The organism is Mesorhizobium sp. M1A.F.Ca.IN.022.06.1.1, from assembly GCF_003952605.1.
In the GTDB taxonomy this organism is placed as follows: Bacteria; Pseudomonadota; Alphaproteobacteria; order Rhizobiales; family Rhizobiaceae; genus Mesorhizobium.
Genome location: NZ_CP034455.1, coordinates 3570520 through 3588014 on the forward strand (window position 1 = coordinate 3570520; position 17495 = coordinate 3588014).

Annotated in this window: 15 protein-coding genes and 1 riboswitch; of the genes, 9 read left to right on the forward strand and 6 right to left on the reverse strand. The window is 65.0% G+C overall.

Annotated elements, in window-relative coordinates; all coding sequences use genetic code 11:
* The first annotated feature begins 6 nt into the window (after window positions 1–6).
* The gene (locus EJ078_RS17080; RefSeq protein ID WP_127247208.1) at window positions 7–1851 is read left to right on the forward strand and encodes a hypothetical protein; all 1845 of its coding nucleotides are present in this window, start codon (window positions 7–9) and stop codon (window positions 1849–1851) included.
* Window positions 1852–1862: 11 nt separating this feature from the next.
* On the opposite strand, the gene EJ078_RS17085 is transcribed toward EJ078_RS17080, so the two are convergent.
* Window positions 1863–2165 carry a CcdB family protein gene (locus EJ078_RS17085; RefSeq protein WP_127217233.1) on the reverse strand — a complete coding sequence of 101 codons (303 nt, stop codon included), beginning with the start codon at window positions 2163–2165 and terminating at the stop codon, window positions 1863–1865.
* On the reverse strand, window positions 2152–2406 hold the full coding sequence (locus EJ078_RS17090; RefSeq protein ID WP_127217234.1) for a type II toxin-antitoxin system CcdA family antitoxin: 255 nt from the start codon (window positions 2404–2406) through the stop codon (window positions 2152–2154). Before EJ078_RS17090 ends, EJ078_RS17085 begins: the two co-directional genes overlap by 14 nt.
* Window positions 2407–2560: 154 nt before the next feature.
* Here EJ078_RS17090 and EJ078_RS17095 point away from each other — a divergent pair, with 154 nt between their 5' ends.
* Window positions 2561–3499 (forward strand): homocysteine S-methyltransferase family protein, encoded by a 939-nt coding sequence (locus tag EJ078_RS17095; RefSeq protein WP_095824076.1) that lies wholly within the window; start codon window positions 2561–2563, stop codon window positions 3497–3499.
* 16 nt (window positions 3500–3515) lie between these two features.
* Here EJ078_RS17095 and EJ078_RS17100 read toward each other — a convergent pair whose 3' ends face one another.
* Both EJ078_RS17100 and EJ078_RS17105 read right to left on the reverse strand, forming a co-directional pair.
* Window positions 3516–5330, reverse strand: a complete 1815-nt coding sequence (locus tag EJ078_RS17100; protein ID WP_127247207.1) for an ABC-F family ATP-binding cassette domain-containing protein — start codon at window positions 5328–5330, stop codon at window positions 3516–3518.
* A gap of 1 nt (window position 5331) precedes the next feature.
* The gene (locus EJ078_RS17105) at window positions 5332–5976 is read right to left on the reverse strand and encodes a thiamine diphosphokinase (RefSeq protein WP_208720750.1); all 645 of its coding nucleotides are present in this window, start codon (window positions 5974–5976) and stop codon (window positions 5332–5334) included.
* Window positions 5977–6117: 141 nt separating this feature from the next.
* A riboswitch (TPP riboswitch) is annotated at window positions 6118–6231 on the forward strand.
* A gap of 42 nt (window positions 6232–6273) precedes the next feature.
* On the opposite strand from EJ078_RS17105, the gene thiB reads away from it, so the two are divergent.
* The 4 genes from thiB to EJ078_RS17125 all read left to right on the forward strand — a co-directional run bounded on the left by thiB (window position 6274) and on the right by EJ078_RS17125 (window position 11528).
* Window positions 6274–7281 (forward strand): thiamine ABC transporter substrate binding subunit, encoded by a 1008-nt coding sequence (gene thiB, locus EJ078_RS17110; protein WP_208720751.1) that lies wholly within the window; start codon window positions 6274–6276, stop codon window positions 7279–7281.
* 216 nt (window positions 7282–7497) lie between these two features.
* The gene (thiP, locus tag EJ078_RS17115; RefSeq protein WP_208720752.1) at window positions 7498–9120 is read left to right on the forward strand and encodes a thiamine/thiamine pyrophosphate ABC transporter permease; all 1623 of its coding nucleotides are present in this window, start codon (window positions 7498–7500) and stop codon (window positions 9118–9120) included.
* Window positions 9117–9878 carry a thiamine ABC transporter ATP-binding protein gene (gene thiQ, locus EJ078_RS17120; RefSeq protein WP_208720753.1) on the forward strand — a complete coding sequence of 254 codons (762 nt, stop codon included), beginning with the start codon at window positions 9117–9119 and terminating at the stop codon, window positions 9876–9878. Before thiP ends, thiQ begins: the two co-directional genes overlap by 4 nt.
* A 207-nt stretch (window positions 9879–10085) precedes the next feature.
* Window positions 10086–11528 carry a M48 family metalloprotease gene (locus EJ078_RS17125; RefSeq protein WP_208720754.1) on the forward strand — a complete coding sequence of 481 codons (1443 nt, stop codon included), beginning with the start codon at window positions 10086–10088 and terminating at the stop codon, window positions 11526–11528.
* Between the two features lie 84 nt (window positions 11529–11612).
* Here the strand turns inward: EJ078_RS17125 and EJ078_RS17130 are convergent, their stop codons facing one another.
* Together EJ078_RS17130 and EJ078_RS17135 are read right to left on the reverse strand one after the other, a co-directional pair.
* The gene (locus EJ078_RS17130; RefSeq protein ID WP_245458855.1) at window positions 11613–13529 is read right to left on the reverse strand and encodes a caspase family protein; all 1917 of its coding nucleotides are present in this window, start codon (window positions 13527–13529) and stop codon (window positions 11613–11615) included.
* Between the two features lie 240 nt (window positions 13530–13769).
* Window positions 13770–14633 (reverse strand): RNA polymerase factor sigma-32, encoded by an 864-nt coding sequence (locus EJ078_RS17135; protein WP_067001865.1) that lies wholly within the window; start codon window positions 14631–14633, stop codon window positions 13770–13772.
* A gap of 307 nt (window positions 14634–14940) precedes the next feature.
* Here EJ078_RS17135 and EJ078_RS17140 point away from each other — a divergent pair, with 307 nt between their 5' ends.
* The 3 genes from EJ078_RS17140 (at window position 14941) to EJ078_RS17150 (ending at window position 17295) form a co-directional block, all read left to right on the forward strand.
* Entirely contained in the window at window positions 14941–15714 is a 774-nt protein-coding gene (locus tag EJ078_RS17140; protein WP_095778113.1) for an amino acid ABC transporter substrate-binding protein, read from the forward strand.
* A gap of 121 nt (window positions 15715–15835) precedes the next feature.
* The gene (locus tag EJ078_RS17145) at window positions 15836–16516 is read left to right on the forward strand and encodes an ABC transporter permease subunit (protein WP_067001871.1); all 681 of its coding nucleotides are present in this window, start codon (window positions 15836–15838) and stop codon (window positions 16514–16516) included.
* Window positions 16513–17295 carry an amino acid ABC transporter ATP-binding protein gene (locus tag EJ078_RS17150; protein ID WP_208720756.1) on the forward strand — a complete coding sequence of 261 codons (783 nt, stop codon included), beginning with the start codon at window positions 16513–16515 and terminating at the stop codon, window positions 17293–17295. The genes EJ078_RS17145 and EJ078_RS17150 overlap by 4 nt, the downstream gene beginning before the upstream one ends.
* Window positions 17296–17495 lie beyond the last annotated feature (200 nt).

Consider the following 17495-nt stretch of genomic DNA (forward strand, 5'->3'; position numbering starts at 1 on the left):
TGACGCATGGCAGATTTCGTTGGTGTTCTGAAAAAACAGCTTGCGAAGCACAGCGAGCCCTCGCCCGAGTTGCGCAAGCGGATTTACGAGAATGCTCGTGAGATGCTGGCGAAGAAACTCGCGAACTATTCTCCGCCGTTGTCGGCCGAGGTCATCAGCAAGCAGAAACGTTCGCTCGAAGATGCCGTCGCCAGCGTCGAGCGCGAGTATGCCAAGCCTGCTCCGGCGCCCAAGCCGGCTCCAGCGGAAGATCCCCTGGCGGAGCTGGAACATATTTTTTCCTCGATCGACCGCAACAAGAACCAGCCGAGCCACGTCCGGCAGCCGTCGGTGGCGAAGCCCGAACCTGCCAAGCCGGAGCCCTTCAAGCCGGAGCCCTTCAAGACGGCGCCCGCACCGGCGCCGGTGAAGGCGGAACCGAGCTGGCAAGGCGCAGCAAAGACGGAACCAAGCTGGCAAGGGGCAACGAAGACTGAGCCCGGCGGCTGGCACAAGGTGCCCGCGGCACCGCCGCCCATGCCCTCGCCGCGCGAGGACGATGTCGGCCTGCCCGGGATGAACGCCGCCGAACCGGACGAGGACAGCGATGTCTTTGCCAATGACGAGCAGCCGGCCGATACTTTCCAGCGGCTGCGGCCTGCGCCGCGCAAGCGCAGCTATGGCGGGTTGATTGCTGCCGTTGTCGCATTGCTGGTGCTGGCCGGCGGCGGGTTCGGCGTTTGGCTGAACAAAGATGCGTTCAGCTCCATGCTCGGCTTAAAGGGCGGCAGCAGCCAGACCGTCTCGACCGAGCCTCTGGTCAAGCCTGCCCCCCCGACAAAGCCGACCGCCGAGACGGCGGCCGCGCCGCCGGCTGCGGGCAATAACGCGGCTGCAGCCAATGAGCCGGCCGAAACGGCGAAATTCACCCAGCGGCTGACGCCCGAGGGCAAGGAAGTAGATCCTGGTCCGGCCGGCGGCCAGAGCACCATCGGCGAGGGCGAATCCGTCGCCGCGCTGACCACGCCGCCGCCAGCCGCGCCTGGGATGACGCCGGCGCCCGCCGCCGGCACGCCGCCCGCCGCGCCAACTCCGGCCGCGACCCCGCCCGCCGCCGACACTCCGCCGGCTGCGCAAACCCCGCCAGCGAGCCCGCCTGCCGGGACCACGCCGTCGGCGCCCGCCGGTGCCGCCGCCAATCCGCCCGCGCCGGCCGCCGGAACCACGCCTCCGGCCGCGGCGGCCACTCCGCCTGCCGCTGGCACGACTCCGCCACCCGCGTCCGGGACTGCGCCTGCGACGGCCCAAGCGACCGTGCCGGTCGGCCAGAAAGCGATCTTCTATGAGGAGCGCACCAGCACCCAGCAGGGAACCGCCGAGCCCGGCAGCATCGTCTGGTCGTTGGTGCAGGAATCGCCGGGCGGCGACCTGCCGCCGGAGCCGGCGATCCGCGCCGAGGCGACGATACCCGGCAAGGACATCCAGCTGCGCATGACCATCCGGCGCAATACCGACCAGACGCTGCCGGCCAGCCACATCATCGAGATGATCTTCCTGACGCCGGAAGGGTTTGACGGCGGCGGCGTCGACAACATCCTGCGCATCGCCATGAAGAGCTCGGAACAGGACGCCGGCAGCCCGCTGATCGGCATCCCGGCCAAGATCGCCGACGGCTTCTTCCTCGTCGCCCTCAACGACACCAAGGCCGACGAGGACGCCAACCTGACGCTGCTCAGGGGGCAGGCCTGGATCGACGTGCCGGTGGTCTACAAGACCGGACGCCGTGCCCTGCTCACCATGGAAAAGGGCATTCCGGGCGAGAAGGTTTTTGATGAGGCGCTGAAGGCCTGGGCGACGAAGACGTCCGGTTGAGGCCGAGCGGCTCAGAAGCCCTGAAACAGCATGTCGAGCGCTGCAACGATCTCGTCGTGATGCTTCGCGAGGTTGAAACGGTTTTCCCCGAGTTCCGTCGCAGCCCCCGTAGCGATCAGATGGGTGGCCATGACCAGCTTGCGTCCATTGATTTCGAAGACCGGATGCAGCTTCCGCATTGGCGGCGGCGCCGACGCGAGGGGCAAAAGCGGAACGACGACGCGCGTCTTGAAATTGTCGAGCAGGTCGGATTGAACCTCGAGGACGTAGCCGCCTTCGATGCCGCTGGCGGCAAAGGCGTCATAGCGCGCCATCAGAACGCCTATGCTCCTTGAGCGGAACGCCGTACGTGTCGACATACTCGTTCCAGGCATCCATGGTGGCGCGGTTTTCGAGCTTCCACAGCCGCGTTTTCTCGGCTGCCACGGCTTCTGCGATCCCGGCTTCGGCGGCACGAGATACATTCACGTTGAGCCCCTTGGCTTCCTTCATGAGCTGTGAATCGATCGATAGATTTGCCGGCTGGCGGACCGCATTTGCGGCAATCTTGCGCATGATAGCCTCCGCAACATGCGTATAGAATATGCGCATCACGCGAGTGCTGCAATGGATAGCTTGGACCAGCGCGACCTTCGCGACCGAACCGGCATGGCAAATTCGCCCTCAAATGCTATAGTCGCGCAAGCGGCAGGTCTGACCGGAGACGGCGATGACCAGTGCGAAGATCGACGTTCGTGAGCTGGGTGAAGCCGTTTTCCTGACCGATGGCGGCCTCGAGACCTCGCTTGTTTTTCTGGAAGGCCTCGATCTGCCCTCCTTCGCCGCCTTTCCGCTTCTTGGCGAGGAGGAGGGGCGGACGACGTTGGCCCGCTATTTCCGCCAGTATCTCGACATCGCCGACAAACACGGGGTCGGCTTCGTGCTCGATACTCCGACGTGGCGCGCCAATCCGGACTGGGGCGAAAAGCTCGGCTATTCGAAAGTCGCATTGTCGGGCATAGACATGCAGGCAGTGTCATGGGCGCGGGCGCTGGCTGCGCCCTATGTTGCGCGTGGCATGACCGTGCTGGTCAATGGGGTGGTCGGGCCCCGTGGCGACGGCTACCGCATTGACACAGTCATGACGCCCGCCGAGGCCGAGACCTATCACGGCGATCAGGTCAAGGCGTTCCGCGATGCCAGCGCCGATATGGTCAGCGCCATCACGATGACCTATGCGCAGGAGGCTGCCGGAATAGCCTGTGCCGCGATGGCGGTGGGGCTCCCGTCGGTGATTTCGTTTACCGTCGAGACGGACGGACGCCTGCCTTCGGGGGAGAGCTTGAGAGACGCCATCGAGACCGTTGACGACGAAACGGACGGCGCTCCCGCATATTTCATGATCAACTGCGCACATCCGAGCCATTTCGACGCCGTCCTTGCCGGCGACGGACGCTGGATCAGGCGCATTCGCGGCGTGCGGGCCAACGCCTCAGCCAAAAGCCATGCCGAGCTGGATGCGGCGACCGAACTCGATCCAGGCGATCCTGTCGACCTCGGCCGGCGCTACCGCGCCATGCGCGACCGCTTCGGCCAGATAGCCGTGCTTGGCGGCTGCTGCGGCACCGACAGACGCCATATCGCTGCGATCTGCGAGGCCTGCCTCTGAGCCTTGCCGATAGCGGCTAGCCTTCCATCTCCTCGCGTAGCATCTCCAACTCCAGCCACTCTTCCTCAAGTGAGGCCAGCGTGGTGCGCTCCTTGTCGAGCGCGGCGATGGTCTTCTGGAACGATGCGGGATCGCGCTCGTAGAAGGACGGGTCGGCGATACTGTTCTCCAGCCTTGAGATGGACGCGCTCACCGCCTCGATCTTCTTCGGCAGGGATTCCAGCGCGAACTTCTGCTTGAAGGAGAGCTTCTTGGCCGGGCTTTTAGCGCTGGTCTGTTCGGCCCTGGCCGTCGCTTCGTTCGCTTCAGCCTTCGGCCTTGCCTTGCGCTCCTCCAGCTTCGAGCCGCCGCGTTGCGCCAGCATGTCGGAATAGCCGCCGGCATATTCGATCCAGCGTCCGGCGCCGTTGGGCGCGATCACGCTGGTGACTGTGCGGTCAAGGAAATCGCGATCATGGCTGACCAGGACGACCGTTCCGGCAAAGCCGGCGACCAGTTCCTGCAGCAGCTCCAGCGTCTCCATGTCGAGGTCGTTGGTCGGCTCGTCGAGCACCAAAAGGTTCGCCGGCCGCGCCAGCACCCGGGCCAGCAGCAGTCGCGCCCGCTCGCCGCCTGAAAGCTCGCGCACCGGCGTGCGCGCCTGCTCCGGCTTGAAAAGAAAATCCTTCATATAGGAGACGACGTGGCGCTGCTCGCCATTGACCACAAGGTTCTCGCCGCGCCCGTCGGTCAGGTAATTCGCCAGCGTCTCCTGCGGGTCGACGGCCTCGCGCTTCTGGTCGAGTGTTGCGATTTCCAGATTGACGCCGAGCCGCACGGTGCCGGCATCCGGCGGCAGCTCGCCGGTCAGCATCTTGAGAAGCGTCGTCTTGCCGACGCCGTTCGGCCCGACAAGGCCGACGCGATCGCCGCGCTGAATACGGGTCGAAAAGCCCTTGACCACGGTGAGGTCGCCAAAACTCTTCTCGATGCCCTTGGCTTCGATCACCAGCTTGCCGGATTCAGCGGCGTCGCTTGCCACCATCGTCGCCGAACCCTCGGCGCCGCGATGGCTGCGAAAACGCTGGCGCATGGCCTGCAGCTCGCCGAGCCGGCGCATGTTGCGCTTGCGCCTGGCGGTCACGCCATAGCGCAGCCAATGCTCCTCGCGCACGATCTGGCGGCCGAGCTTGTGCTGTTCGCGCTCTTCCTCTTCAAGCACCTGGTCGCGCCATTCCTCAAAGTGCGCGAACCCCTTGTCCAGCCGGCGCGTCTGGCCGCGGTCGAGCCAGACGGTGGCGCGCGAGACGCGCTCGAGAAAGCGGCGGTCGTGCGAGATCAGGATCACGGCCGACGAGGTGCGGGCAAGCTCTTCTTCCAGCCATTCGATGACCGACAGGTCGAGATGATTGGTCGGCTCGTCGAGGAGCAGGATATCGGGCTCCGGCGCCATGACGCGGGCGAGTGCTGCGCGGCGCGCCTCGCCGCCGGAAAGGTCGTTCGGCCGCTCCTCGCCGGTCAGGCCGAGATGCTCCATCAGATAAGTGGCGCGATGCGGGTCGTCGGCCGGCCCGAGGCCGGCTTCGACATAGGCGCGCACGCTGGCGAAGCCATCCATATCGGGCATTTGCGGCAGGTAGCGCACCGTTGCCGAGGGCTGGCGGAATACTTCGCCGTCCTGCGGTTCGATCAGCCCCGCGACGATCTTGAGCAGCGTCGACTTGCCCGAACCGTTGCGGCCTACAAGCGCGATCTTCTCGCCGGCGGAGGCGCTCAGTGCCGCGCCGTCGAGCAGCGGCGTGCCGCCAAAAGTCAGTTTTATGCCATCCAGATTGAGAAGAGGCGGGGCCATGTCAGCTTTCGGGAAGAGGATAGGGGTGGGCGAGCAGCAGCGCCCGGCCACGCTCGAGCGCGATCTCGAGCCGATCCTTGATCTCATTTGATATGGTAAGCGATGAGCCGAACGCCACCTCGACACCGTCCAGCGGCCATTTGGCGCCTGAGACCGTCAGGCCGGCGAGGTCGGAGAAGCCGAGCACCGAGAACAGCGTGCCCTCGGCGTAGTCGAAGCCGGCTTTGCCCGGCAGGATGGGCACGCCCTCCTGGGCGCCGCTGGTCAGCAGCACGGTCGTGCCCGCCTCGGCCAGCCGCACGCTTAGAGCCAAATGCAGAAAGGCATGATCGGCGCGCTTGCCGCCGAAGGCGCCGGCCAGCACCAGGCTGGTGGCGCCGCGCGCCAGCGCCGCGGCAATGGCGAGCTCGCCGTCGGTCATATCCTTCTCGGTCGGGAAAATCTTGCGCGGCACGGCGGCCAGATTCTCCGGCAGGCTCGCCGGCACCGAGTCGAAATCTCCGACCCAGAGCTCCGGCAGCAGGCCAAGCATATCGGCATGGCCGATACCGGCATCGGCGGCGATGATGCGGGAGCCTTCGATCTGGCGATCGAGCCGAGGCGTGCGGACGAGATCGCCGCCAAGCAGGATGGTGAATGTGCCCATGGCCGTCGCCCTTACCAGCCCGGCCAACGAAACGGAAGCGGGCGCGTCCAAACGGAATCGCACTTCGCTACCGCGGTGAACCCTGATGGATGCCCAGGAAACTTCCGCTTGCGCGCCGCATCGGCCGGGCCTATGTCTCGAAATGCTCTAACGGGGTGCCGGACGCTGATTTTGCGAACCGGCTGAGAGGCACAAAGCCAACCCGCTGAACCTGATCCGGTTTGTACCGGCGGAGGGATTAGACGTTTCGGACCATCCGACGCCTCAATTCCTTTAACGCGAACGAAGGAGGCGCCGATGCGCTCGCTATTGTCCAACCTTGTTCTTGCAGTCGGCCTTGTTTCGCTTTTGGCAGGCGGACCTGCCGAGGCTAAAGACAAGCTTACCGTCTACACCTACGAAAGCTTCACCGCCGACTGGGGTCCCGGGCCCGCGGTGAGGAAGGAATTCGAGGCCGAATGCGGCTGCGATCTTGAATTCGTCTCGGTTGCCGACGGCGTGGCACTGCTCAACCGCGTCAAGCTGGAGGGCCCCGGCACCAAGGCTGATGTCGTGCTCGGCCTCGATACCAACCTGACCGCGGATGCCAAGGCGAGCGGCCTATTCGCGCGGCATGGCGCGGTGGCCGATTTGAATGTGCCCGGCGGCTGGAAAGACGACACTTTCGTGCCTTTCGACTACGGCTATTTCGCCGTCGTCTACGACACCGAAAAGCTGAAGACGCCGCCGAAGAGCTTGAAGGAACTGGTCGAGGGCGCCGGCCCCGACAAGATCATCATCCAGGATCCGCGCACTTCGACGCCGGGCCTCGGGCTGCTGCTGTGGGTCAAGTCGGTCTATGGCGACAAGGCGCCGGAAGCCTGGGCCAAGCTGAAGCCGAAGGTGCTGACCGTGACGCCGGGCTGGAGCGAGGCCTATGGTCTGTTCACCAAGGGCGAGGCGCCGATGGTTCTCTCCTATACCACCTCGCCGGCCTACCACATGGTGGCCGAGAACACCGAGCGCTATCAGGCGGCGTCCTTCGAGGAGGGCGAATATCTGCAGATCGAGGTCGCCGGCATCACCAAAACCGGCGCGAAGAACCCGCTGGCGGAAAAATTCATAGCCTTCATGACCGGGCCCAAGTTCCAGGACATCATCCCGGAGACCAACTGGATGTTCCCGGCCGGCAAGACCGACAAGCCGCTCAACCCGGCCTTCGAAAAGCTGGTGAAGCCGACCAAAACCCTGCTGTTCAGCCCGGACGAGGTGGCGGCCAACCGCAAGGCCTGGGTGGATGAATGGCTGGCGGCGATGAGCAAGTAGGACGCAGGATGGCGCTTGAGCACCCCCCTCTGTCCGGCCGGCCATCTCCCCCGCAAAGGGGGAAATTCGCGGTCATCGGTGATTTCGCTAGCCGCCGACGGTGTAGGAAGAGCGGCAAAGCTGCCAATCTCCCTCCTAGAGTGGGAGATGTCCGGCAGGACAGAGGGGGGTGCGACGGAACGTGGCGTTCGCTAGCTCGAGCCAACGTGGTGCAGCGTGCAATCCACGCCGCGCCCTGACCCTCGCATCACCGCCGGCATCATCGCCCTTGTCGCCATCACTTTGCTCATCGGCGGCGCCTTCGCCGGCCTGATCCTCGAAGGCGCGAGCGGTCCGTCCAGCGCTGCCGCGGCCTTCGACAGCTATCTGCTCCGCGTCGCCCGCTTCACGCTTTGGCAGGCGCTGCTGTCGACATTGCTTTCGGTCTTGCCGGCAGTGTTCGTCGGCCGCGCCCTGTCCAGGCAAACGAACTTTCCCGGACGTCGCCTGATCCTGCAGTTGTTCACGGTGCCGCTGGCGCTGCCGGCCATCGTCGCCGCGCTCGGCGTGTTGGCGCTCTACGGCCGTGCCGGTTATTTTGCCGGCATCCTCGGCACGTTCGGCGGTGGGGAATGGCCGGGCATTTACGGCCTTTCCGGCATCCTGGTCGCGCATGTCTTCTTCAACCTGCCATTGGCCACGCGGCTGTTCCTCGAGGCGCTCGGCACCGTGCCGGCCGACCAGTGGCGGCTGGCGAGCCAGCTCGGTATGGACGCTCGGTCGGCCTTCCGGCTGATCGAATGGCCGGCGCTGCGCACGGTGCTGCCGGGGGTCGCCGGGCTGGTCTTCATGCTGTGCATCACCTCCTTCACAATCGTACTGACGCTGGGTGGCGGGCCGGCGGCGACGACGCTAGAGGTCGCGATCTACCAGGCGCTGCGCTTCGATTTCGATCCCGCGCGGGCCGTGACACTAACGTTTCTGCAGATCGTGCTGACCTTCGTCGTGGTCGCCATGCTGACGCGACTCGGCGCCAACACGGTCGGCGATGCGAATCTGCCGGTAGCGCCACGCCGCTATCTTGCGACCAGCACCACCGAGGCGGTGTTGAATGCCGGCCTCATCGTGCTTGCGCTGCTGTTCGTCGCCGCACCGATGGCGGCGACCGTGCTCGCCGGGCTGGAGGCGGATCTCGGCCGGCTGGCCGGCGAGGACGCCGTGCGCCGCGCGACGCTCACCAGCGCCGGGCTCTCCTTTCTCTCGGCGCTGCTTTGCGTGATGCTGTCGCTGTCGCTGGTTGCCGCCCGACGCGCACTGGCCCTGCGGCGCCGCGCGGGCGGCGCCATGTCGCTGCTCGAACACGCCGCCGACACCGGCGCCGGTTTCGTGCTGGTCGTGCCGCCCATCGTGATCGGCGCCGGCTGGTTCCTGGCTCTGCGCAACATCACCGATGTGTTCGCCATCGCACCTGTCATGGTCGTCGCGGTCAATGCGGTGATGGCGATGCCATTTGCCATTCGCGCCGTCCGCCCTGCCTATGACGCGGCGAGCGAGCGCCACGAGCGACTCTGCCTGGCGCTCGGCATTTCCGGCTGGAACCGGCTGCGGCTGGTCGACTGGCCGTCGCTCCGGCGGCCCTTGGCCACCGGCTTTGCGTTCGCCATGGCGCTGTCGCTCGGCGATCTCGGCGTGATCGCGCTGTTCGGCAGCGATTCCGTCCAGACCTTGCCCTATCTTCTACTCGCGCGCATGGGCAGCTACCGGACCGCCGACGCCGCGGGGCTGGCCTTGCTGCTCGGCCTCGTCTGCCTGATGCTGGTTGTCGCCGCCGACTGGCTGGGGCGGGAGGCAAAGGCATGACGAGGGATAATAATGGCATCGCAGCCACGAAGGGCCTGGCCGTCACGTTGGACGGCGTATCCTTCAGCTATGGCGAGGCATCCTTCCGGTTCGATGTCGAATTCGCCGCCGGCAGGATCACCGCCATCATGGGGCCGAGCGGTTCAGGCAAGTCGACGCTGCTCAATCTGGTGGCCGGCTTCGAATCACCCAATGCTGGCAAGGTGCTGATCGGCGGGATCGATGTCGACAATGCGCCGCCCTCGGCGCGGCCGGTGTCGATGGTGTTGCAGGAAAACAACCTGTTCGCCCATCTTTCGGTCGAGGGCAACGTCGGGCTTGGCCGCTCGCCATCGCTCAAGCTCACGGCCGACGACCACCGCGCGGTCGCGGACGCGCTGGGGCGTGTCGGTCTCGCCGGCAAGGAAAAGCGGCTGCCGCGCGAGCTTTCCGGCGGCGAGCGGCAGCGCGTCGCGCTGGCGCGGGTGCTCATACGGGACCGTCCGGTGCTTCTGCTCGACGAGCCTTTCGCCTCGCTCGGCCCGGCGCTGCGCGAAGACATGCTCGATCTCGTGGCCGGCATCCACGCCGAGCGACAGATGACCGTGCTTTTCGTCACGCATCAGCCGCAGGACGCGCGCCGCATCGGCCAACGGATCGCGTTCGTCGACGAGGGCAGGGTCGCGGCAACAGGGTCGGCCGCCGATTTCTTCGACGGTGCTGGACCGGAGGCCTTCCGGCGCTATATCGGCGATCGAGGCGGCAGCGTTGCCGGATGACAACACATTGCCCGGAAGCGGACATAATTTACGGCCAAACCGGCTGCGGGTGATCAGGCGTTTGCTTGCCTTGTCCGGGGGAGTGTGGCTAGGTCCGGCCATGCTGGTCCGGGTGGGCCGTGATTTGCCGCAAGATTACGAAAGGAAGCCGATCTGACAGCCGGCATCGAGAGGGTATGGACTAAGCCGCTGGCGCGATTTTTCGCGATGGCCGGCTTTGCCGTGGCGCTGGCGAGCTGCCAGATGTTCACGCCGCCGGACGTGCAGGAGTCCGGCTTCCAGCCCTCCGACAAGCCGATCACCGTCGACAATGTCGTCGCCAATGCCAGGCTGGCCGAAATGGCCAAAGCGCAGCATCCGCGGATTCTCGCCACCTATGGCGGCGAATATTCCGATCCGAAGCTCGAGCGCATGGTGGCCAAGGTCGTCGGCAACCTGACGGTGGTCTCGGCCAATCCGACCCAGACCTATCGCATCACCATCCTCAACTCGCCCAACGTCAACGCCTTCGCGCTGCCGGGCGGCTATCTCTATGTCACGCGCGGGCTTTTGGCGCTGGCCAACGACTCCTCCGAGCTTGCGGCCGTCATCGCGCATGAGATGGGCCACGTCACCGCCAATCACGGGTTGCAGCGGCAGCAGCTCGAGGCCGAGGAAGGCTTGGCGACCAAGGTCGTCTCCGATGTGCTCGGCGACAGCCCGACCGCCAAGGCCGCTCTCATCCGCGGCAAGCTGAGGCTTGCGCAGTTTTCGCGCAACCAGGAACTGCAGGCCGACGCGATCGGCATCAAATCGATCGGCGAGGCGGGCTATGACCCCTATGCGGCCGGCCGCTTCCTGCAGTCGATGTCGGCCTATGCCGATTTCCGTTCGGTCAGCGGCGCCACGGATGCCAGCCTCGACTTCCTGGCCACGCATCCCAACACGCCGCAGCGCATTGAGCTGGCGCAGCGGCTCGCCCGCAACTTCGGACCGCCCGGCGTCGGCACGCGCGACCGCGATGCCTTCCTCGCCGGCATAGACGGGCTGCTCTACGGCGACACGCCGGAAGAGGGCTATGTGCGCGGCCAGACCTTCCTGCATCCCGGCCTTGGCGTGTCGTTCTCGGTGCCCGAGGGTTTCGTCATCGACAATTCGGCGGCCGCGGTGACCGCGACCGGTCCGGGCGACATCGCCATCCGCTTCGATGGCGTGGCGATCGACAAGTCTGTGTCGCTCACCGACTATATCCGCAGCGGCTGGGTCGCCGGACTGGACGATGCCAGCGTGCGCCAGGAAACGGTCAACGGCAACGAGGCGGCGATGGCGCATGCCAGCGCGCAAGGGTGGCAGTTCGATATCGCGGTCATCCGGGCCGGCGGACAGGTCTACCGGCTGCTGACTGCGGCACCCTCGGCCAGCACCGCGCTGGAGCCGGTCGCGCGCTCCGTCAGCAGCTCCTTCCGCACGTTGAGCGCGGCCGAGAAGGCGGCGCTGAAGCCGCTGCATATCCGGGTGGTCACTGTGCAGCCCGGCCAGAACATGGGCACGCTTGCCGCTCAGATGGTCGGCGTCGACCGAAAGCTCGACCTGTTCCGGGTGCTCAACGCAATGTCGCCGGGCGCGAGCGTGTCGGCCGGCGACAGGGTCAAGATCGTCACCGACAAGTAGGGTCGGCATCCGCGCAAGTGCTTCCGCAACGAATCAGCCGCGCGCTTCTATTCGGTCAAGCCGGGCGCGCGGCTGCCGCAGCAATCAGAGCCCGCCACTGCTGCCGCCTTCAGGGCTGGTCTGGCCGCCGGTGCTGCCTCCGCTGCCCTCACCACTTTGGCCGCCGCCGCCGGACCCTGAATGATCGCCGCTACTGCCGCGCCAGGGCGCCGGTCCGGTATCGGTCTGAGGTGGTTTGACCACTGTCGGGACTGTCACCGTCGGCGTCTTCGGCGCGGGTGTGCGGACAACCTTTACCTTGGTGACTATTTTCGTCACGACCTTCGGCTTGCACACTGCGACCGTTAAGGTGCTGCGCGCGGGAAGGCCGAGAATGCTCATGGAATATGCCTCTTGCCGCGCGATGCCGGCTTTGAGGAAAGCCAAGGCGCGGGCCTCGTCGGCGGGCACGCCGTTGCGGCCATCCTTGAAGATCACGGCGAGATCGTTCATCGCATTGACGTGCCCCATGGCCGCCGCCTTGAGCAGCAGGTCCAATCCCTTGCCGGTATTCTGCTCGACGTCGACACCATTGAACAAGGCTCGCCCCCAAGCGGCCATCGCATAGGGGTCTCCCTTGTCGGATGCTTCTGAATAGAAGCTGATCGCTTTCGCGGAATCCGCGGCCGCTCCTATTCCGGACGAAGCGATATGGCCGAGCTCGAACATGGCGCGGACGTGCCCCCTGTCGGCAGCTTCCTGGATAGCTTTCCTGGCCTCGTCGACCTTGCCGGACGCCAGCAGCGCCCGCCCAAGCTCGTAGCGAAACCGAGCGACGTCGGGGTAGGCCTTCACCGCCGCCCGGCAGGCCTCAGCGGCCTCGCCGGCGATCTCGTTCTGCAAACGGCCGGGCGCGACGCCCTGCAGGTCGAGCGGTGCGCCCGCCGCTTGGTCGCAGGGGTCGACGCTTGGCGACAGCTTCATCATCGCTGCCTTGGACGCGTTGCCGCCGCGGATTTGGAAGCCAATCTGGACCGGAGCAGCCGAGCCGATCTGCGGCTCGTAACGCAAATTATCGACTTCACCGGCCATCAGGCTGGAATCCGGAGACAGGGTCCGGTCCGGCAGCGACAGAGTTCCCGTTGCCGGATAGCTTGCAAGCTTCAGGCTGAGTGCGGGGTCGTTGCTGGGGAAATCGAGCTTCAGCGGAACCGGACCGACGCCAACCGGGATGCTGATATCGCGATTTTCGATCGCCTCGGCGGCGCCGGTGATCTGGCTGCCGCTCTCCGGATCCGGCTGCTTCTGCTTGGCCGTGACCTCCTGACCCTCGGCGTCATCGTGGCGCATCAGCACCACCTCGTCGACCAGCGAGGAATTCTCCCACGGAACCTGCTTGCCGTTGGTGGCTTTGACCACGTCGCGGCGAACCGCCGCCATCACCGTGCGGATTTCCTGGTTGGGCGCCAACGCGTGGCGCGAAAAGGCAGATGAGAACGGGCTGAGGGCACCGCGCCCGTCATAGGCGACCGCGCCTGGCTCGGTGGCGAAGGCAATCAGCGTGTTCAGTGAGCTCTTCACCTGCGCAAGGCCGGCGTCGCCCGCGACGATCAGCTGGTCCCTCAGCCAGTAATCCTGGCGGGGGAAAGGATTGTTCCGGCAGGCGTCGAGGATGATCACCTGGATCTTCGCTTTCGAGCGCAATTGCTCCAGCACGTCGTCAAGCTTGATCGCCTGGACCTCGATGTCGGCGGCATCCTTCAGCGACGCGTCGACGGGGATCAGGAAATTCTCGCCCCCGATCTGAAAACCGTGGCCGGAATAGTAGACGACGGCCAGATCCGCACCGTCCGCCGCGGCGAGATAGTTGCGGAACCGCTCCTCGAACTGAAGCTTGGTCAAGTCCTTTGCGACGAACACGTCGAAGCCGGCCAGCCGGAACGTGTTCGCGACGTCCTGAGCATCCTTGTCCGGGTTTTTGAGAGCCGGAATATTTCGGTATTCGGCATTGCCGATGACCAAGGCAACCCTTCGATCGGCGTGAGCCTCGAACGCGGTGAAGCACACGAGAACCAGGGCTGCAAGGAACGCGCAGCATCGCAGCATGGCAAACCCCCATCCGCTAAAGTTGGTGCAGTCAGGAAGACAGTTTACGCCGCGAGGGTCTGTTAAAGAATTCACAATCCATGGCTACGGATGCAGAAAGCCGCCGGGATGGCTGACTGATAGTCTCCTGGCGACTTCGAGTCGCTGCCTTGGCTTTCAGGCGGCTTCCGCCAGGAATTCGGGGTTCTGCTTCACCAGCGCCGCCCGCAGCTTTTCCATGGCGCGGGCTTCGATCTGGCGGACGCGTTCCTTGGAGATGCCGAGCGCCTCGCCAAGCGATTCCAGGGTGGCGCCGTCGTCGCTCAGGCGGCGCTCCTCGATGATGCGCAGCTCGCGCGCATTGAGCGCGCCGAGCGCGCTCTTCAGCCAGACCGCGCGGCGCTCGACGTCTATCGTTTCGCCGACGACCTCGTCGGGAAGGGGATCCTCCGAGACCAGGAAATCCATCCGCTCGGCGGCGCCGTTCTCATCGGCAAGCGGGGTGTTGAGGGAGCTGTCGGGGGCCGAAAGACGCGAATCCATCATCGCCACGTCGGCTTCCGGCACGCCGAGCGCGGCCGAAACCTCGCGGTAAAGCGAGGCATTGGAGAGCGGCTCGGCGCCGTTGGCAAGCCGCGCGCGCAGCCGCCTCAGATTGAAGAACAGCGCCTTCTGCGCGGAGCTGGTGCCGCCGCGCACGATCGACCAGTTGCGCAGGATATAATCCTGCATCGAGGCGCGGATCCACCAGGTGGCATAGGTCGAGAAACGCACTTCGCGGGCGGGCTCGAAGCGGGCAGCCGCTTCCAGCAGGCCGACATGGCCTTCCTGAATGAGGTCGCCGAGCGGCAAACCGTAGTGGCGGAATTTGGAAGCCATCGAAATCACCAGCCGCATATGGGCGACGGTGATCAGATGCAGCGCGTCCTGGTCCTTTTTTTCCCTCCAGCGTATGGCCAGGAGATGCTCCTCGTCGCGCTCGAGATAGGGAGCCTTCATTGCCGCCCGGACCAGTGTCCGTCCTGCCACATCCTCGATCATGCCGGCTCCTTTTGGCGGTCGTTGCACTGGATGACGGTTGAAATGACGTCGCAGCGCCCTACAACAGCCAGCAACGTGCCAGAAGCGCGAATGGTTCCGTAGTGCCGGCGGATGCATATGCCTGCCGAAAACGTTTCTGTTATCGATCCGTGAGGCTTGGCTTGGCGGATTTTTCGCTGGTTTTGAGAACTGGATTTCTGGAACGGTCGATTTTTGAAATCTGGTTCCTTATTTCTTGAGCTTCCATCTGCCAGTTTGCGGCTCTCACCATGCGCCGGCGCACCGGTCAAAACGGGATCACAGAAAAATGAAATGGCTCAAATCGCTTCTCGTCGCCGGAACGCTGCAGGTTCTGGCAGTCACAGCCGGTCATGCCGGCGCCAATCTCGACCAGATCAAGCAGGCGGGCGTGATCAAGGTCGGCACGGAGGGCACCTACGCGCCCTTCACCTATCATGACGAATCCGGCGCCCTGGTCGGCTTCGACGTGGAGATCGCCAAGGCGATCGCCGAGAAGCTCGGCGTCAAGGTGCAGTTTCTCGAGGGCAAGTGGGACGGCCTTATCGCGGGGCTCGACGCCAACCGCTACGACGCCGTCATCAACGAGGTCGGCATCACCGACGCGCGCAAGGCCAAGTATGATTTCTCAGATCCCTACATCGCCTCCAAGGCGGTGCTGATCGTGCGCGGCGACAACAGCGACATCAAGACATTCGCGGATCTCAAGGGCAAGAAGGCGGCGCAGTCGCTGACCTCGAATTTCGGCAAGCTCGCCGAGAAGAACGGCGCCGAATTGGTCGGCACCGACGGATTCGACCAGTCGATCCAGCTGCTGCTCACCGGTCGCGCCGACGCCACCATCAACGATAGCCTGTCCTTCCTCGATTTCAAGAAGCACAAGCCCGACGCCAATGTGAAGATCGCCGCGCAGGAAGAGAATGCCGATTATTCCGGTGTCATCGTGCGCAAGGGCGATCCGGAACTGGTGGCGGCGATCAACAAGGCGCTGGCCGACATCAAGGCCGACGGCACCTACAAGAAGATTGCCGACACATATTTCGGCCAGGACGTCTCGCAGTAAGCCCAATCATCCCTTTTGCTTGAGTTCCGGCGGGCCGTCAAAGACGGCCCGCCGATTTTTACCTGATAGTCGCTCGGCATGCGGCCAGAGGGTCGCAGCGTCCGGAAAGGAGAAGGGCTCCGTGCCGCACTGGTTGCAATTGATGCTGGAGTCGCTGCCGACGCTGCTATGGGCGGCACTGATCTTTACCGTGCCGCTGACGCTGCTGTCCTTCGCCTTGGGGCTTATGGCCGGGCTGGTGACGGCGCTGATCAGGCTGTTCGGCCCGAAACCGCTGGTCGCGCTTGTGCGCTTCTATGTCTGGATCTTTCGCGGCACGCCGCTTCTGGTGCAGCTCTTCCTGATCTTCTACGGCCTGCCGTCGGTGGGCATCCTGCTCGATGCCTTTCCCGCAGCGTTGATCGGCTTCACGCTCAATATCGGCGCCTACACGTCGGAGATCATCCGCGCCGTCATCGGCTCGGTGCCGAAAGGGCAGTGGGAGGCCTCCTATTCGATCGGCATGACCTGGAGCCAGGCGATGCGGCGGACGATCCTTCCGCAAGCGGGCCGCGTCGCGGTGCCGCCGCTCTCCAATACGTTCATATCGCTGGTCAAGGACACCTCGCTCGCGGCGGCAATAACGGTGCCCGAAATGTTCCAGGCTGCGCAGCGCATCGTCGCCACCACCTACGAGCCGCTGATCCTCTATGTCGAGGCGGCGGCGCTCTATCTGGCGATGAGCTCGGTGCTGTCGGCTCTGCAGGCGCGGCTGGAGGTGCGGCTCAACCGCTATGGCGGCTTCCTGGAGGCCAATGCATGATCGGCCTTACCAACATCGAGAAGCGCTTCGGCGACAATCTTGTCCTGAAAGGTGTCACCGTCAGCATCGACGAAGGCAGTGTCACGGCGCTGGTCGGGCCTTCGGGCGGCGGAAAAAGCACGCTCTTGCGCTGCATCAACCTCTTGGAAATTCCGACCTCGGGCACTTTGCGCATCGGCGACGAGACGCTGGAATTTCGGCCGGGCGCCAAGGTACCGGCGGCGGACATTCAGCGCGTGCGGCTGCAGACCGGCATGGTGTTTCAGAATTTTCAGCTCTTTCCGCATCGCACCGCGATCGAGAACGTCATGGAAGGGCTGGTGACGGTGCTGAAATGGCCGCAGGCGCGGGCGCGCGAGCGGGCGATGGCGCTGCTCGAGAAGGTCGGCATGGCGCATAAGGCCGATGCCTGGCCGGCGACTCTGTCAGGCGGCCAGCAGCAGCGCGTTGCGATCGCCCGGGCGCTGGCGCCGTCGCCGCGCGTGCTGCTTTGCGACGAGCCGACCTCGGCGCTCGATCCGGAGCTGGCGCAGGAAGTGGTCGACGTGCTGGGTCAACTGGCCCGCGAGGGCACCACCATGGTGATGGCCACGCATGATCTGAGACTCGCCTCCAAGATCGCGCAGGAGGTGGTGTTCCTCGATGCCGGCTCGATCGTCGAGAAGGGCCCGGCTTCGATCGTGTTCGACAACCCCGAGCGCGAGCGGACCAAGCGCTTCATCGCCTCGCTGCGGCAGGAGGAGGCGCGGAAGGAAGGCGGGGCGGGGGATCAGGTATGATTCCTTCATAAGTTGGCGCTGCCCCTCATTGCCCTGCCGGGCATTTCTCCCCGTATAGTGACGGGAGAAAGGACGCTTTCATCAGAGAGTTCGCCAATCGCCAACGTTTCAGAATGGGCGCCAACGACGCCGTCATCTCGCTTCTCCCCGTTCACTATACGGGAGAAGGTGCCGGCAGGCGGATGAGGGCAGCGCCGACC

What these genes read in the sequence shown, in the direction of transcription:
- EJ078_RS17080 (WP_127247208.1), top strand. Translation starts at nt 7, where the DNA reads ATGGCAGATTTCGTTGGTGTTCTGAAAAAACAGCTTGCGAAGCACAGC.
- EJ078_RS17085 (WP_127217233.1), bottom strand. Translation starts at nt 2,165, where the DNA reads ATGGCGCGCTATGACGCCTTTGCCGCCAGCGGCATCGAAGGCGGCTAC.
- EJ078_RS17090 (WP_127217234.1), bottom strand. Translation starts at nt 2,406, where the DNA reads ATGCGCAAGATTGCCGCAAATGCGGTCCGCCAGCCGGCAAATCTATCG.
- EJ078_RS17095 (WP_095824076.1), top strand. Translation starts at nt 2,561, where the DNA reads ATGACCAGTGCGAAGATCGACGTTCGTGAGCTGGGTGAAGCCGTTTTC.
- EJ078_RS17100 (WP_127247207.1), bottom strand. Translation starts at nt 5,330, where the DNA reads ATGGCCCCGCCTCTTCTCAATCTGGATGGCATAAAACTGACTTTTGGC.
- EJ078_RS17105 (WP_208720750.1), bottom strand. Translation starts at nt 5,976, where the DNA reads ATGGGCACATTCACCATCCTGCTTGGCGGCGATCTCGTCCGCACGCCT.
- thiB (WP_208720751.1), top strand. Translation starts at nt 6,274, where the DNA reads ATGCGCTCGCTATTGTCCAACCTTGTTCTTGCAGTCGGCCTTGTTTCG.
- thiQ (WP_208720753.1), top strand. Translation starts at nt 9,117, where the DNA reads ATGACGAGGGATAATAATGGCATCGCAGCCACGAAGGGCCTGGCCGTC.
- EJ078_RS17125 (WP_208720754.1), top strand. Translation starts at nt 10,086, where the DNA reads ATGGCCGGCTTTGCCGTGGCGCTGGCGAGCTGCCAGATGTTCACGCCG.
- EJ078_RS17135 (WP_067001865.1), bottom strand. Translation starts at nt 14,633, where the DNA reads ATGATCGAGGATGTGGCAGGACGGACACTGGTCCGGGCGGCAATGAAG.
- EJ078_RS17140 (WP_095778113.1), top strand. Translation starts at nt 14,941, where the DNA reads ATGAAATGGCTCAAATCGCTTCTCGTCGCCGGAACGCTGCAGGTTCTG.
- EJ078_RS17150 (WP_208720756.1), top strand. Translation starts at nt 16,513, where the DNA reads ATGATCGGCCTTACCAACATCGAGAAGCGCTTCGGCGACAATCTTGTC.